This is a genomic window from Paraferrimonas haliotis (genome assembly GCF_002282895.1).
Taxonomy (GTDB): domain Bacteria; phylum Pseudomonadota; class Gammaproteobacteria; order Enterobacterales; family Shewanellaceae; genus Paraferrimonas; species Paraferrimonas haliotis.
This window is the reverse complement of sequence record NZ_NRRB01000002.1, coordinates 66,238-80,603: the sequence shown is the minus strand read 5'-3', so window position 1 is coordinate 80,603 and position 14,366 is coordinate 66,238. Positions and strand designations below refer to the sequence as shown.

At 46.2% G+C, this 14,366-nt stretch carries 16 protein-coding genes; 13 read left to right on the top strand and 3 right to left on the bottom strand.

Going from position 1 to position 14,366, the window contains the following annotated elements:
- The first annotated feature begins 31 nt into the window (after window positions 1-31).
- Window positions 32-1,024, top strand: coding sequence for a TIGR01212 family radical SAM protein (locus tag CLC91_RS04255; protein ID WP_095498040.1), 993 nt, complete (start codon window positions 32-34; stop codon window positions 1,022-1,024).
- Here CLC91_RS04255 and folE2 read toward each other — a convergent pair.
- Entirely contained in the window at window positions 959-1,885 is a 927-nt protein-coding gene (gene folE2, locus CLC91_RS04250) for a GTP cyclohydrolase FolE2 (RefSeq protein ID WP_095498041.1), read from the bottom strand. The genes CLC91_RS04255 and folE2 overlap by 66 nt on opposite strands.
- A gap of 240 nt (window positions 1,886-2,125) precedes the next feature.
- On the opposite strand from folE2, the gene CLC91_RS04245 reads away from it, so the two are divergent.
- Window positions 2,126-2,491 carry an Hpt domain-containing protein gene (locus CLC91_RS04245; RefSeq protein ID WP_095498042.1) on the top strand — a complete coding sequence of 122 codons (366 nt, stop codon included), beginning with the start codon at window positions 2,126-2,128 and terminating at the stop codon, window positions 2,489-2,491.
- Window positions 2,492-2,508: 17 nt separating this feature from the next.
- Here the strand turns inward: CLC91_RS04245 and CLC91_RS04240 are convergent, their stop codons facing one another.
- Both CLC91_RS04240 and mutH read right to left on the bottom strand, forming a co-directional pair.
- Window positions 2,509-3,513, bottom strand: coding sequence for an adenylate/guanylate cyclase domain-containing protein (locus CLC91_RS04240; RefSeq protein WP_095498145.1), 1,005 nt, complete (start codon window positions 3,511-3,513; stop codon window positions 2,509-2,511).
- A gap of 177 nt (window positions 3,514-3,690) precedes the next feature.
- Window positions 3,691-4,374: a DNA mismatch repair endonuclease MutH gene (gene mutH, locus CLC91_RS04235; protein WP_095500052.1), complete on the bottom strand. Its 684-nt coding sequence runs from the start codon at window positions 4,372-4,374 to the stop codon at window positions 3,691-3,693.
- Between the two features lie 605 nt (window positions 4,375-4,979).
- Between mutH and rppH the strand changes: the two genes are divergently transcribed.
- The 11 genes from rppH (at window position 4,980) to CLC91_RS04180 (ending at window position 14,365) form a co-directional block, all read left to right on the top strand.
- Window positions 4,980-5,498: an RNA pyrophosphohydrolase gene (gene rppH / locus CLC91_RS04230; RefSeq protein ID WP_095500051.1), complete on the top strand. Its 519-nt coding sequence runs from the start codon at window positions 4,980-4,982 to the stop codon at window positions 5,496-5,498.
- On the top strand, window positions 5,498-7,732 hold the full coding sequence (gene ptsP, locus CLC91_RS04225) for a phosphoenolpyruvate--protein phosphotransferase (RefSeq protein ID WP_095498045.1): 2,235 nt from the start codon (window positions 5,498-5,500) through the stop codon (window positions 7,730-7,732). Before rppH ends, ptsP begins: the two co-directional genes overlap by 1 nt.
- A 96-nt stretch (window positions 7,733-7,828) precedes the next feature.
- Window positions 7,829-8,629 (top strand): sulfite exporter TauE/SafE family protein, encoded by an 801-nt coding sequence (locus tag CLC91_RS04220; RefSeq protein ID WP_095500050.1) that lies wholly within the window; start codon window positions 7,829-7,831, stop codon window positions 8,627-8,629.
- Between the two features lie 3 nt (window positions 8,630-8,632).
- Window positions 8,633-9,445, top strand: coding sequence for a prolipoprotein diacylglyceryl transferase (lgt, locus tag CLC91_RS04215; RefSeq protein WP_095498047.1), 813 nt, complete (start codon window positions 8,633-8,635; stop codon window positions 9,443-9,445).
- Window positions 9,442-10,293, top strand: a complete 852-nt coding sequence (locus CLC91_RS04210) for a thymidylate synthase (RefSeq protein WP_095498048.1) — start codon at window positions 9,442-9,444, stop codon at window positions 10,291-10,293. The genes lgt and CLC91_RS04210 overlap by 4 nt, the downstream gene beginning before the upstream one ends.
- Window positions 10,294-10,405: 112 nt before the next feature.
- Window positions 10,406-10,981 (top strand): LON peptidase substrate-binding domain-containing protein, encoded by a 576-nt coding sequence (locus CLC91_RS04205; protein ID WP_095498049.1) that lies wholly within the window; start codon window positions 10,406-10,408, stop codon window positions 10,979-10,981.
- Window positions 10,982-11,157: 176 nt separating this feature from the next.
- Window positions 11,158-12,342 (top strand): Na+/H+ antiporter NhaA, encoded by a 1,185-nt coding sequence (gene nhaA / locus CLC91_RS04200; protein WP_095498050.1) that lies wholly within the window; start codon window positions 11,158-11,160, stop codon window positions 12,340-12,342.
- Complete coding sequence (locus CLC91_RS04195) at window positions 12,333-12,716, top strand: hypothetical protein (RefSeq protein WP_095498051.1); 384 nt, start codon at window positions 12,333-12,335, stop codon at window positions 12,714-12,716. The genes nhaA and CLC91_RS04195 overlap by 10 nt, the downstream gene beginning before the upstream one ends.
- A gap of 6 nt (window positions 12,717-12,722) precedes the next feature.
- Window positions 12,723-13,634, top strand: a complete 912-nt coding sequence (nhaR, locus tag CLC91_RS04190) for a transcriptional activator NhaR (RefSeq protein WP_095498052.1) — start codon at window positions 12,723-12,725, stop codon at window positions 13,632-13,634.
- Between the two features lie 79 nt (window positions 13,635-13,713).
- On the top strand, window positions 13,714-13,971 hold the full coding sequence (locus CLC91_RS04185) for an FAD assembly factor SdhE (RefSeq protein WP_095498053.1): 258 nt from the start codon (window positions 13,714-13,716) through the stop codon (window positions 13,969-13,971).
- Window positions 13,972-14,011: 40 nt separating this feature from the next.
- Entirely contained in the window at window positions 14,012-14,365 is a 354-nt protein-coding gene (locus CLC91_RS04180) for a protein YgfX (RefSeq protein ID WP_143812003.1), read from the top strand.
- The last annotated feature ends 1 nt before the right edge of the window (window position 14,366 follow it).

Sequence of the window (14,366 nt, the reverse complement as noted above, 5' to 3'; positions counted from 1 at the left end):
GCATGTCGCGTTTTTGTGATGGAGATAGCCGTTGGGACTCGAAGCGTACGTTAATACCTTAGGTCAATATTGCCAAAAGCATTTTGGGCAACGCTTGCAAAAGCTTACCATCGATGCCGGTTTTGATTGCCCTAATCGAGATGGCAGTTTAGGTGTTGGCGGATGTACCTTTTGTAATGTGCAATCTTTCAGTCATGAGCACGGTACTCAAGCCAGCATCAGTGAACAGTTGGCTAAAGGTAAGCAAAACCCAAAGCGCGGTGCGAAGCGATATCTTGCCTACTTCCAGGCTTATACGTCCACGTATGATGAGTTGCAGGTACTCAAACGCAAGTATCAAGAAGCCATTCATTCAGGCATGGTGGATGGTTTATGCATTGGCACCCGCCCAGATTGTGTGGCTGACAGTGTGCTGGATTTATTGCAGGATTATCAGAATCAAGGTTATGAAATCTGGCTCGAGCTTGGCTTGCAGACCAGCAATAATAAAACTTTGAAGCGCATTAATCGCGGTCACGATTTCGCCGCTTATGCCGATACCTTAAAGCGCGCCCAAGGTCGAAACATTAAGGTTTGTTGTCATTTAATATTGGGGCTTCCTGGTGAAACGCTCGCGGATTATCGACAGAGTCTAGATGATATTTTGCGACTGGGCGTTGACGGCATTAAACTGCATCCGCTTCATATTGTTGAAGGCAGTACCATGGCTAAAGCGTGGCGAGCAGGTCGACTTGAGACCATGACGCTCGATGAATACACCGACGCCGCTGTGGATTTGATTCGACGCACGCCGGCTCAGGTGGTGTTTCACCGGGTAACGGCTTATGCCAAGCCGCCGATGTTATTAGCGCCAGATTGGGCGGGGTTTCGTTGGCCTGGCAATAATATGATTGTGGAGAAATTGAGGAAACTGGGCCCCCAAGGCAGTGCCTTAAATGACCCAGAGCTCAAATTTGACTCAAGCCAGATAGCCGCCTTTGATGCCCTTAACCACGGTGCTCACAGCGTCGTGAGCGTGAAGTGATTCTAGGTGATTCACCATCAGCCAAAAATCACTAAACTGCGGGTGCTCATTAAGTGCGTACTTTAGACGTCGAGCCGCATCTTCAACAAACATCAAATTTTGACCATTTAAACGAGCAAATTCTTGTTCATCTTCTCTTTTAACCGCAGCTTGAACCGGTGTCTGGAGGGCGTTTTCTATTAAATCAATCAGCGCTACGAGGGGGATGTCTTTCGTGTCAGATGCCAATTTTACTTTAATATCGGCCACAGAGCGCTGCGAGTGAGGGGTGGCATTAATACCATCGGTAGTGCCTAACCAATCCACTACGGTTTGATAATCCAGTTGTTGGTGAGCGTCGAAGCGATTATTGAACGCTTCTTGAATCATTTGTCGAGCCAAAGCAGCAGAGCATGGGCAAGTGGACGAGTAAGGGATTTGCAGTTGCAGTTCAAAACTCAGAGTGCCTTCATCAATTCTCCCTAATAAACGAGTCGGGTAGGATTTCCAACCGGTTTTATCACTTTTAAGCGAAGCGCGGCGCAAATGATAATCGAACTGCAATTCCACCAAAGCATGGCTAGATAGACTTTCGTGACTGGCGATGAAGGTTTGTAGCAACCAGTGAAGCCGCTCTAAGGTAACCGTATCTTGATTAGACATTTCATCGAGTGCCAAATACAGGCGAGACATGTGAATGCCTTTGGCAGTGCTGTCTTCTAAATTAACGTAGGCTTTGCAACGGGCGCTCACTTGGCGAGCTTGGGTATCGTCCACCTTTATCATTAAAGGCAGCTCAATGTTGCTCATACCGACCCAATCTAAGGTGCCTTGCGTTGGTGCTATTGCACTGCTAGCAACATCAGGCATGGTGGTTGGCATAAATGCTCCATTAGGGTTAACGAGAAAAGGGTCGGGATTATAGCACGGCCATTATTAAAGTGAATGTGGCTGATTAACGCTATCGATAAGTTTCGCTAAACAAACGGTAAAATTTTACCGTTTCTCGGTTAATTTAGTGAGCCAAGGCTTAGATTGTAAAGTAAACTGTTGATCCGGTTTTGCTTGAGTAATATAAAGAGCACAAGATCAAATTTATCCGCTATTAGGAGAGCTGGCGTAATGGCCTCAGCAAAAATTGAAGACATACTCGATTTAACCACTCTTGACCAATACATTAGTGCAATTGGCGCTGCGACATTACTAAAAAGTGTGGAGTTGTTTCAAGAGTTATTGCCTGAATACTTGGACAATCTAAAAGCCGCATACCAAAATGGCGACAAAAAGGCCTTGTGTGAAGAAGCACACAAATATAAAGGTGCAGCGGGTTCCATTGGTTTGAAGCGAATTCAGCAATTGGCTCAAGCATTGCAACATGGCGAAGAGCCTATTTGGCAGTCGGCCCATCCACAATGGTTGGCGGACATTGTAAGCATGACCGCTAAAGATTTGGAACATTTGATAGAGTATTTACGCTCTAAATCTTAAGGCATCGGCAGTGTCGACTAATTAGAAGAAACTCCAAACACTTCGATAGGATTCTTCTTACCCTTAAGCATAATCGGCCCAAGCTCTTCTATATGAAGGTCTTGGGTTTTTTCTATTTGCTTTTCAAGGTCACCGGATATCAGCATTTTTTGCCCCAGAGGTCCGCATTGATCCTGCAGTCGCGCCAGTGTGTTCAGCACGTCGCTAAAATAGCTGATCTCTTGTTTATTTACTCCGACAACCGCCACCACAACTTGACCACAATGAGCGGCGGCTTTAAAGCGCGGTACAAATCCGTAATGGGATTCAAACGAGCGGCGGTGCCAATTCAATTGTTGAATGAAATCAAAATATAAACGCAGACAGCGTTGATCTTCTAAACCATCTTCTAGTGGCCAACTGATGATAGCTGCGTCGCCCATATAGCGATATATTTCAGCATCATGCTTGGCTGCAACCGAGGACAAAACCTCGAAACTGTCCTGAATGAGACGACTGAAGCGATAATCTCCCAAGGATTCTGCATGGGCTGTTGAGGCGGTCATATCCACAAATAAGAAAATGCGATTTTCATAACACGGGCGATGGTAATGGCCTAGACCAATGTTCAGTAATACCCGCCGGCCGACCAACAACACCATTTGCTCGATGAAGGCGATACCAATTCGAACAAACACCAAATACACAATTAAGCCCTGAAAGGAGGGGCTGTATATGATTTGCATAGTGAGCATTTGCCGTAACGACAGTACGTGGTTACTTAACGCCCACATGGTGAGCATTTGGCTCAAGTAGGCTATGAAGGTTGCCCCAATTAATAGGAAAATGCCTTTAAATAAGACAATAAAGACGTAGGGCATACGTCGTATAAAGGTCACCTCGGAAATTAAGTTGGAAAGCCAGTGCAAACAACCAAAAATTACGCCCATGATTATGGTTAGGGTGTACAGATCAGATTGACCTACAGCCCACTGTGGCAAGGTTAAACTTTGAGAGTATCTAAACGACACGTAGAGACTCATCGCCATGGTCCAGGCAAAGGTCACTATCAAAAGTTTTTTGAGTTGCTGCAGGCTAGTCACAGGGTAATTAATCGTCCAACAAATAAAGGCCGGCTATTCTATCTAAATTTCTTAGCAATTTGATGAATTTTTGCAACTAAAAGTATGATCGGGATCAAGAGATGATAGCTTTTTGAGCTAAGCATCATTAGCGAATGCTTGATTAAGGATTGCTTGAGTAAAACTCTTTTGCAGATAAAACCCCCGTGGCAGCGTCTTTATCGGCGAACCATCCTCGCCGATTGCATCGGTAAGTACTCGACCATTGGCGGCTTTTGGGCGTATGTGCAATGCATCTCCAAACTTTGCCGAAATCGAATTTATATTACCTAAAGCAACCATTTCCATTAACTCTTCCCAATCATTTCTTAACATTTGCAGCTGTTGCTGTGATGGCTGCCAAAGAAATGGAGTACCAATGATTCGATCTCCGACTGGAATTTCTCGCTCTCCTTGCACTGGAACCCACAACACCCTTTTCAATTTTTGATAGACGACTGAGTCAAACCAATTCAGCGCTCTAATGTTGGTTAAAGGAACCACAGTAACGTAGGTTGTTTCTAGGGGAGCAAGTGCATAACTGATGGGTAAGGTTTTCAGCTCTACATCGATTTCTGGGAAGTCCGGTTCGGCTTTATTGCCCGCACTTGCACCCAGCTGAAGCTCCATAAGTTGGCCTACCCAGCCTTTGTCTCTTCTTAGATCCGGCGGCACTTGAACTTGCCAGCGTTTGGCGAGTTCTGCCAACGTGAGCCCGGCCATTGCGTCAGCACGTTCCATGAGTTGATCGATGCTGGTTGGTGAAGAGAGTGCTTTTTTCATCGTGTCAGTGTATTGATTTTGCCATTGTATAGCTAGATCTGCTCAGCTATTTATTAGGTTACACACAGTTGTGTTATGGCTATACCTTGGTTGCACACAAGGTTATCCACAGATTCTTTGGATAACTTTCAGTAAACAGCGGGATCTCATCGGATCTTGTTGAAATGATGCTGAGTTGTTGAATGTTTACTCGTAACTTAGGCAGTTTAGCCATTTGGGATGTGAATAACTCACTAAGACTAACTCACAAATGGGTGGTTGTTGTAAATTTAACCAAACCCTATCTTTAATAGTGATCTTTTATACAGTTGGTGCAGTCTATCTTGTTGAATGTTAATGCTTAAATTGAATATTTCCAAGAGGCTTTCTTGGTTGGTTTTTGAGCGCCTATCAGTTAATTAAGAAGTTTACGGGAGTTGTATACAGAGATACCCACAGATTTTGTGGATAGCAGTGCTTAAGGTAAGAATGAAATGTTAATAACTTAAGTTGATCGCGATTAGTTATCCACCGGTGGCGATTTTCGGGTTAAAAGCAATCATTGCCGCGCCCCGCGCTTTGTGAAACAATCAACTTAGCAAAAATTAAGACGTTTTGGAGTCCAAGTGATCGATAGTGATGGATTTCGAGCGAACGTCGGCATTGTAATTTGTAATCAGCATGGGCAAGTGATGTGGGCGCGGCGACATGGTCAGCACTCATGGCAATTTCCCCAGGGTGGCGTGGACAGCGGTGAAACCGCTGAGCAAACCATGTATCGAGAGCTTTATGAAGAAGTGGGGCTTAAACCTCACGACGTCAAAATTCTCGCCAGCACCCGTTCGTGGTTGCGTTATCGTTTACCACGACGAATGATAAGGCAGGATTCAAACCCTGTTTGTATCGGGCAAAAACAAAAGTGGTTTTTGTTGCGGTTGATTTCTGATGAAAGTGCGATTTCGTTCGATGCGACTGGCCACCCAGAGTTTGACGACTTTCGGTGGGTTAGTTATTGGTATCCGGTACGACAGGTTGTATCGTTTAAGCGCGATGTTTATCGGAAAGTCATGAAAGAGTTCGCCAGTACCGCCATGCCTTTCAATAAGAAAAAAGAAGGGAAGCGGCGTCAGCGATATCGAGGCTGATGTTAGACAGTTTACGTGATATTACACAAACCGTTGTCAATGCGACGGATCTGAACAGTGCTATGGCCTCGTTGGTGGTAAAAACTAAACGAGCCATGGCCACCCAATGTTGCTCGGTATATATCGCGCAACAGCAACAACTCATTCTAAGCGCAACCGATGGTTTGTCTCCTGCAGCAGTCGGGCACGCCAGCCTCGCCTTTGGCGAAGGCGTAGTAGGATTAGTCGCTGAGCGTGCTGAACCCATTAATCTAGCCGATGCACAGCAACACCCAGCGTTCAAGCGAATTGAGTCCGTCAAAGAGGACATCTTTAGCGCCTTTTTAGCAGCGCCTATTATTCACCAAGGGCAGTTGCTCGGGGTTTTGGTGGTGCAGCAACAGCAAAAGAGAGAATTCGACGATAACGAGGAAGCCTTTCTGGTTACCTTAGCGGCTCAATTGGCGATGGCCATCAGCGGGCTAAACCATGAGCGACAAAGTCATGTAGCGCAAACGGATAGTCTAATAACCGGAGAATCGGCATCGCCCGGCATCGCGATTGCACCCGCATTATTAATTGATAAACCTCCGCAGATGGATGAGCCGGATAAGGTCAGTCGAGAACCATCCTTTGAAAAACAGCGACTCAGTGAGGCCATAGGTTACTGCCGAAGCCAGTTTTTCAATTGGAGTCAACGGTTTGATGCGGAAGTCGACAGCGAAGTCGCGCAGATATTCAGTGCTTACCAAAGCCTGTTGGAACCGGCTTCATTAGGTAATGAGTTGCTCGATGAAGTGGCGCTAGGTTGGACTGCAGAAACGGCGGTGCGGCGAGTGTGCAATCGCGTGGCTAAGCAATTTTTGTCGATGCAAGATCCCTATTTAAAGGAACGCAGCAGCGACGTCATCGATATTGGTCAACGCCTGTTGCATCAGCTTCAAAAACGCCGTCGTCTGCAACTTAACGACGGTGAAGCTAAGATCATTATCGCTAAGGAAGCCAGTGCGACCTTACTTGCTGAAATTCCTCAATCGAGCATTGCCGGTATCATCATTCAAGGCGGGGGCGCCAATTCTCATGTGGCAATACTCGCTCGAGCAATGAAAATTCCAGCGGTTATGGGGGTGGAAATCAACATCAATGACGTCGACCAAGGCCAGCAGCTCATTGTTAATGGTTTTCGAGGTCAGGTGGTGCTGTGTCCCAGTGTGGTGCTAATTGACGAATATCGTCGCTTAATCGCTCAAATTGAACAGCGTGAAACCCAGTTTACCGAAGAAATGGCTAAGCCTTGTTGCAGCTTTGATGGTCAGCGGGTCGGTTTGTTTGTCAATGCAGGGCTTAGCGGCGCATTGGCAGACGTGGCTAGCCCTAGTGTTGGGGGTATTGGCTTATATCGCAGCGAAATCCCGTTTATGTTGCACAGCCACTTTTTGACGGAGTCGGAACAATTAATACTGTACAAAAAGGTAATGCGCTCGGCGAAAGGCAAACCCGTGACCATGCGGACTTTGGATGTTGGAGGCGATAAACCGCTAGCTTACTTTCCCATTGTGGAGTCTAATCCGTTTTTGGGTTGGCGGGGAATTCGATTAACCTTAGATCACCCTGAAATGTTACTGATCCAACTGCGGGCCATGATAAAAGCCAGTGTTGGCAACGCGGCTTTGTCGATTTTACTGCCGATGGTGTCTAACCTTAAAGAGATTGAGCGTTCTCAAGGTTACATTGCTCAAGCGTTGCAAGAAATCGAACAGGAATTAGGGCGACCAGTAGTGCCCCCCAAAATTGGTATTATGCTAGAAATTCCGGCGATGATATTTCAACTGCCACAAATCAGCAGGTTAGTGGATTTCATTTCAGTGGGTTCAAACGACTTAACTCAATATTTACTAGCGGTGGATCGCAGTAATCCAGCGGTCAGCGAATTGTTTGACAGTTATCATCCCGCGGTTCTGACGGCCTTAGCGGAAATTGCTAGAATTAGTAATAGCCTCAACCTCGAATTTTCGATTTGCGGAGAACTTGCGGGAGAACCACTAGCGGTGATGTTATTAGTTGGAATGGGGTACCGTCAGCTAAGCATGAATCCCGGAAACTTAGGGCGAATTAATTATTTGATTCGTCGACTTAATACCCAAGAGATGGAACAATTGCTCGAGTCGGCTTTACTGTGTCAAAGCGCCTATCAAGTTCGTGGACTTTGCATAGAAAAGCTAGAAAGCCTTGGATTGAAATCATTACTTCATTAGTTTTTGTTTTTCCATAAGGCATCCCCTAAACTATCGGCAAGGTTAGGGACAAGCTTAACGTCGCTCTTTCGAGAGCCAATCACTTTGGTGGAATCTTTGGATAGTCTGTTAGTTATCGTTGTATTGTGCATGCTTGTAGGCGTCGTTCAAGGCTTCTTAGCGGGGCTTTTGGGCATTGGCGGCGGTATTGTGCTGGTTCCGGTTTTTCTGCTGTTGCTACCGCATTTAAACATTCCAACAGAAATGGCCATCCATATTGCGATTGGCACCAGCCTTGGGGCCATCATCTTGACGTCTTATTCAGCGGCTCTTGGCCATCGAAAGCGAGGCAATATTTCTTGGCCCGTGGCCAGGGCACTCTTGCCTGGGATTATAATTGGCTCAATATCCGGGGGCTTTATCGCGGATGGAATGTCTGCGGAAACGCTGACGCGAATCTTCGCCATATTCTTATTATTAATGGCCCTAAAAATGGTGTTGCCGGTCAACACGTCACGTGAACGCCCGTTACCATCACCCTCTATTTTATTCTTTTCAGCGATGGCCATTGGTGCTTTTTCGGCGTTAATGGGTATTGGTGGAGGCGTTATTTTGGTTCCCTTTTTAACCTTCTTCGGCTTAGAAATGCGCAAATCCATTGGCTGCGCTGCCGCTGCCGGTATTGCGGTGGCCTTGTTTGGTTGTTTAAGCTATGTCATTGCAGGTTGGAATGAGCCAGGATTGCCGCAATACGCGGTTGGTTATGTGTATTTACCGGCACTGTTTGGCGTTATTGCCACGGCAATCTTTACTGCCCGATTAGGGGTTAAAGCCGCGGCAATATTGCCCATTAAATTATTAAAACGAATTTTCGCAGCCTTCATGACCTTTATCGGGTTGCGACTTTTACTAGGATAGAACATGTTAACCTACCCCAAAATCGACCCGATTATTTTCTCGATTGGTCCCTTTGAGCTGTTTGGAGAAACTTTCGAACCCGCCATTCGTTGGTACGGGATGATGTACCTAGTCGGGTTTGTTGCAGCCATGTGGGTGCTCAATCGCATGGCGGACCGAAAAGACACTCAATGGAATCGTGATCAAGTTTCCGATTTATTATTTTACGCTTTTCTTGGGGTTATCCTCGGCGGGCGAATAGGCTACGTGCTGTTCTACAACTTTGGCGCATTTTTAGATAACCCTATGTACCTATTTGCCATTACCGACGGTGGCATGTCGTTTCATGGGGGATTGCTTGGGGTGCTAACAGCCTTTGCCTATATAGCCTACAGCCAAAAACGTCACTTCTTTGATGTCGCCGACGTGGTTGCTCCGGTCGTTCCAATTGGTCTAGGTGCTGGCCGTATTGGTAACTTTATTAATGGCGAATTGTGGGGGAGGACCAGCGATGTTCCGTGGGCAATGGTGTTCCCAGGAGCTGGTCCGGAGGCGCGTCACCCGTCGCAATTGTATCAATTTGCGCTAGAAGGGGTCGTTCTGTTTAGTTTGCTGTATTGGTTTAGCCGCAAACCAAGGCAGCGTGGTGCTATCTCTGGCATGTTCTTAGTCGGCTATGGCTGCTTTAGGTTCATCGTAGAGTTTGTCCGCGAACCGGATGTTCAATTGGGACTGTATTTGAATTTCTTTACTATGGGGCAGCTGCTCTCGATGCCAATGATAGCCTTTGGCTTATTTCTTATTTTGCGTAAGAGTGGATCCAAGGAAAGCAAATGAAACAATATTTAGAGCTTTGTCAGCGCATTGTCGATAAAGGCAGCTGGATAGAGAATAAGCGCACAGGAAAGCGCTGCTTAACGGTTATTAATGCCGATATGGTGCATGACGTAGGTGCCAATGAGTTCCCGCTTATCACCACTCGTAAAAGTTACTGGAAATCGGCCATTGCCGAATTACTGGGTTACATTCGAGGGTACGACAATGCGGCCGACTTTCGTGAACTCGGGACCAAGACGTGGGATGCCAATGCCAACTTGAATCAAGCATGGTTAGATAACCCTGCTAGGCGAGGCAACGACGATATGGGCCGAGTCTATGGAGTGCAAGGGCGGGCTTGGCAAGGCAGTGATGGCACGGTTGTCGACCAACTGCAGAAGCTAGTTAATAACCTAAAGCAAGGCATTGATGATCGCGGGGAAATTGTTAGTTTTTACAACCCTGGGGAATTTCATCTAGGCTGTTTACGTCCTTGTATGCATACCCACAACTTTTCACTGGTGGGAGACACCTTGCATCTCACCTCGTATCAACGTTCTTGCGATGTGCCCCTGGGACTCAATTTTAATCAAATTCAGGTGTTTACATTACTGGCGTTGGTGGCGCAGATTACTGGACATAAGCCAGGTACGGCTTACCATAAGATAGTTAATGCCCACATATATGAAGACCAACTGGCTCTGATGCGCGATGTGCAGCTTAAGCGCAAACCTTTTGCGAGTCCAAAGTTGTTCATAAACCCTGAGATTAAATCTCTTGAGGATCTGGAAACCTGGGTAACCATGGATGACTTTCGTGTGGAAGGGTATCAACACCATGAGCCCATTGCTTATCCCTTTTCAGTCTAACTCAGAGTCAGTCTAACTCAGTGGCTGATTGACACGGATTATTAACACAATAAAAGTGATCGAATTGCTCCTGTTTGCTATACAAAGGGTATGGTTGTAACAGGAGCGCCTTGTGAAAATAGCCGTTTTTCCATTGCCGATACTGCTTTTGCCTGGTGGCATTAGCAAGCTTCGTATTTTCGAGTCTCGCTATAAGCGCTTGGTGGCAGAAGCACACCATTGCGACAACAGCTTTGTGTTGTGTCCAGCCATTAACGAAGGCGAATCAACGCCTTTCAATATAGGTACTCGGGTAGAAATCATAGATTTTGACGTGTTAGAAGATGGTCTACTCGGGATCACGATAGAGGCTAAGGAACGAGTATCTCTGTTTGACTTTAGCCAAGATGATGATGGCCTTCATCGGGCCGCATATATTGCCATGGCTCCCTATACCACGGAGCGAAGTATTGATGAATTTCCGCTATTGGTGACTTCACTAAAACAGGTTTTACCGCATGATTTTGATATTGATGAAAGAAAACTCGAGCAAAACTTGTGTGATCTAGCTTGGATTTGTCAAAGATGGTTAGAGTGCATTCCGTTCGAAAATTCATCAATAAAACGAATTTTAGCCGAGCAAAAGTTAGATGATTTGCTAGAGGTTTTAACTCAGCTGGTTGATGAGTTTGTCTCTAAAAATGCCTAATATTCAGTTATTTGAAACATATTTTTGTTAGATTTTTCAAAATTTCCCTTTCCTAGATTTTCCGGCTATATTGAGTAAAGCTTCGGTTTTTCCGATGTTTGTGGAATGGATATTCGGTTTTACCGGAAAATTTTTGCTACCTATGATTTAGTCGATACTAATTTTGGGAGTTTTTAATGAGTCGTTTTATTCGTAATTTTTTAAGCCAAGAATCGGCAGGTGGTATTCTGCTGATGATCGCTGTTGCTTTGGCGATGCTTTTGGCTAACTCGCCTTTAGCGGGCCTGTATAACGGCTTCATCAATACACCGGTTCAGGTTCGAATCGGCTATTTGGATATTGATAAGTCAGCCTTACTGTGGATCAACGATGGTCTAATGGCATTGTTCTTCTTGCTGATTGGTTTGGAAGTTAAGCGTGAGCTTATGGAAGGGGCATTATCGAGCCCAGCGAAAGCAGCGTTACCAACATTCGCCGCAGTGGGCGGTATGATTTTCCCGGCCTTATTCTACCTTTACTTCAACTATGGTACCGAAACTCAGGTTGGTTGGGCGATTCCCGCGGCAACCGACATTGCTTTTGCGTTGGGTATTTTGGCATTGTTAGGCAATCGTGTACCGGTCAGTTTGAAAGTGTTCCTACTGGCATTGGCCATCATCGATGACTTAGGCGTCGTTATTATTATTGCTTTGTTCTATACCAGCGAACTTTCGATGATGAGCTTGGTTATCGCAGCCATAGCGCTGGTCGCCTTGTTTATATTGAACCGTCGCAACGTATCAAGCCTAGCACCGTACATGTTAATCGGTTTGGTGCTGTGGACGGCGGTACTAAAATCCGGCGTGCACGCAACGCTTGCGGGTGTGGCACTGGCACTGCTGATACCGCTTCAGGTGGGCGAAAAGCGTCCTTCTGAGAAGCTAGAGCATGCATTGCACCCATGGAGTACCTTTGCGATTTTGCCACTCTTCGCCTTCGCTAACGCTGGTGTCAACTTAGGAAATATGAGCCTGGATGCACTGTTAGCGCCTGTTCCTATGGGCATTGCCGCTGGTCTAGTTCTAGGTAAGCCAGTCGGCATTATGTTATTCAGCTGGCTATCGGTGAAATTGGGTTGGGCGCAGCTGCCAGAAGGTCTTGGCTGGAAACACATAGCACCGGTTTCACTTATGTGTGGTATTGGCTTTACTATGGCTATGTTCATCGCGTCGCTCGCCTTCCAACACGGTGGCATGCTGTATGGTGATATGGCAAGAATGGGCATTCTAATTGGCTCTGGTATTGCTGCGATAGTTGGTTACTTCTGGTTATCAGCCGTTCTTAAAGAGCCGGTTGAAGAGAGTGAACAAAAATGCGCTTAGTTATTACAGTGGCTGCATTGGTTGCGCTGAGTGCTCCGGCACAAGCGCAACTGCTTCACTGCAGCGAAGACGTTAAAGGCAGCGTTTGCCAAGCTTACCTTGAAGGTAAAGTGGCCGGCGCGCTGGCCTACAAAGATAAGTTTGGCAAGAAAAAAGCGGACGCCAGTACAGATTTTAGTAATCGAGCTCTAAGCTATCGCGCTGGTAATCGCTTTAAACAGGCGAATCAGCAATATTGCCAAGATCGGATACCGCAACCACAGGTGTTAGTTGATGGACTGACTGATGCAATTCTTGCAAAAGAAATTCAGACTGAAGAGGAATTGACGCTGGGCTTAAGAGGTTTGCTGGACTGCCAACGTTTGTCTCAGTAATTAGCTATGTCTCATTTAAATTACAATCACCTGTACTATTTTTGGATGGTAAAATCTAAAGGCTCAGTTGCTAAAGCAGCCGAAGCTCTTTATGTAACACCGCAAACCATCACTGGGCAAATCCGACAGCTCGAGCATCGCCTAGGCGATCGTCTCTTTGAACGAGATGGTCGGCGCTTGAAAGCGACTGAGTTGGGAGAGCTGGTCTTTCGCTACGCTGACAAAATGTTTGGCTTAAGCTATGAAATGATGGATCTGTTGAATTACCAAAAAGATGGCAACATTTTATTTGAAGTTGGCATTGCCGACGCACTGTCTAAAACCTTGTCCAGTCGTGTGCTACTGGAGGTGGTGCCATCAGATGGCTCTATTCACCTGTGTTGTTACGAATCGAGCCACACGGATTTAGTCGACCGACTTAAACAGCACAAACTGGATATGATTTTATCGGACTGCCCTGGTGAGTCATTAAAGCATCCGGATATTCTCTCAAAGAAACTGGGAGAGACCGGGGTGAGCTTTTACAGTGCATCACCGGTTAAGGGAAGCTTTCCTGAATGCCTTGAGCGCTGTCAATTGCTGATTCCTGGACGTCAAACGTCTTTAGGTCAGCAGCTTTGGCGCTGGTTCGATGAGCGCGGATTAAGCGTTAAAATCAAAGCTGAGTTTGATGATGTTGCTATGATGAAGTCCTTTGGCTTTTTGCAGCAAGGTGTTTTCGTTGTGCCAACGGTGTACAGTGACGAGTACATTGAACGAGGCATGCACTTAGTTGGACAAACCAACGAAGTGAAAGATGAGTACCACGTGATGTTTGCCGAACGTATGATTCAACACCCAGCGGTTAAAAGACTACTTTCGACGGATTTTAGTGATCTATTTAAAGGTCACGACTCTCAAGTTCTAAAGTTCGGCTAAACTTCGAATTTGAGCTGGAATCACCGCTAGAGCGCTGCCATAATCAGCGCTCTTATTATTTTAGGCCAAGGATTTCTACATGACTGCAACTAAGGACAACAACAAAGCTCGCCTTACCTGGGCTTGTCGACGGGGCATGCTAGAGTTGGATGTATTGTTTACTCCTTTCGTTGAAACACACTATGACCACTTGTCTGAAGAAGAGCAGCAGACCTTTGAGCGCCTGCTAGAATGCGACGATCCAGAGTTGTTTGCTTGGTTTATGGGGCACGAACAATGCGACGATCCTAAGTTTGCAGAAATGATCATTAAAGTTCGTGGTCGAGATAAGCCATAGTTTTCATATTAAACCGCATCGGTCGCGGACGGCTATCAGTGTGCTGTGGCACCTGAGCCTTATCGGTATATTATTAAAGCAGTGTGTGGGACTCGCCATCACTGCTTTTTTTATACCAGTGCTTGTTGCCGCCGCTGTTGTTGCCGTTATCGCGGCTCATGCTTGGTTAGACTATCAACGCCTGAGCAAGGCCCATTGGCGCTTACAATTAACCGAGCAAGGTCAAGGTTGTTGGTATGGCTCGGAGGCGTTTACTGTGTCTCAGGTTGTTGTGCGGCAACCCTATTTAGTTCTTTTCGCGCTGCGAACCGGCCAGCACAAACAATGGTTTTTGGTGACCAAAGGACAGTTAAGTGAGCGCCAACATAGGAATCTGTGTCGGCTGCTCGGTTAAC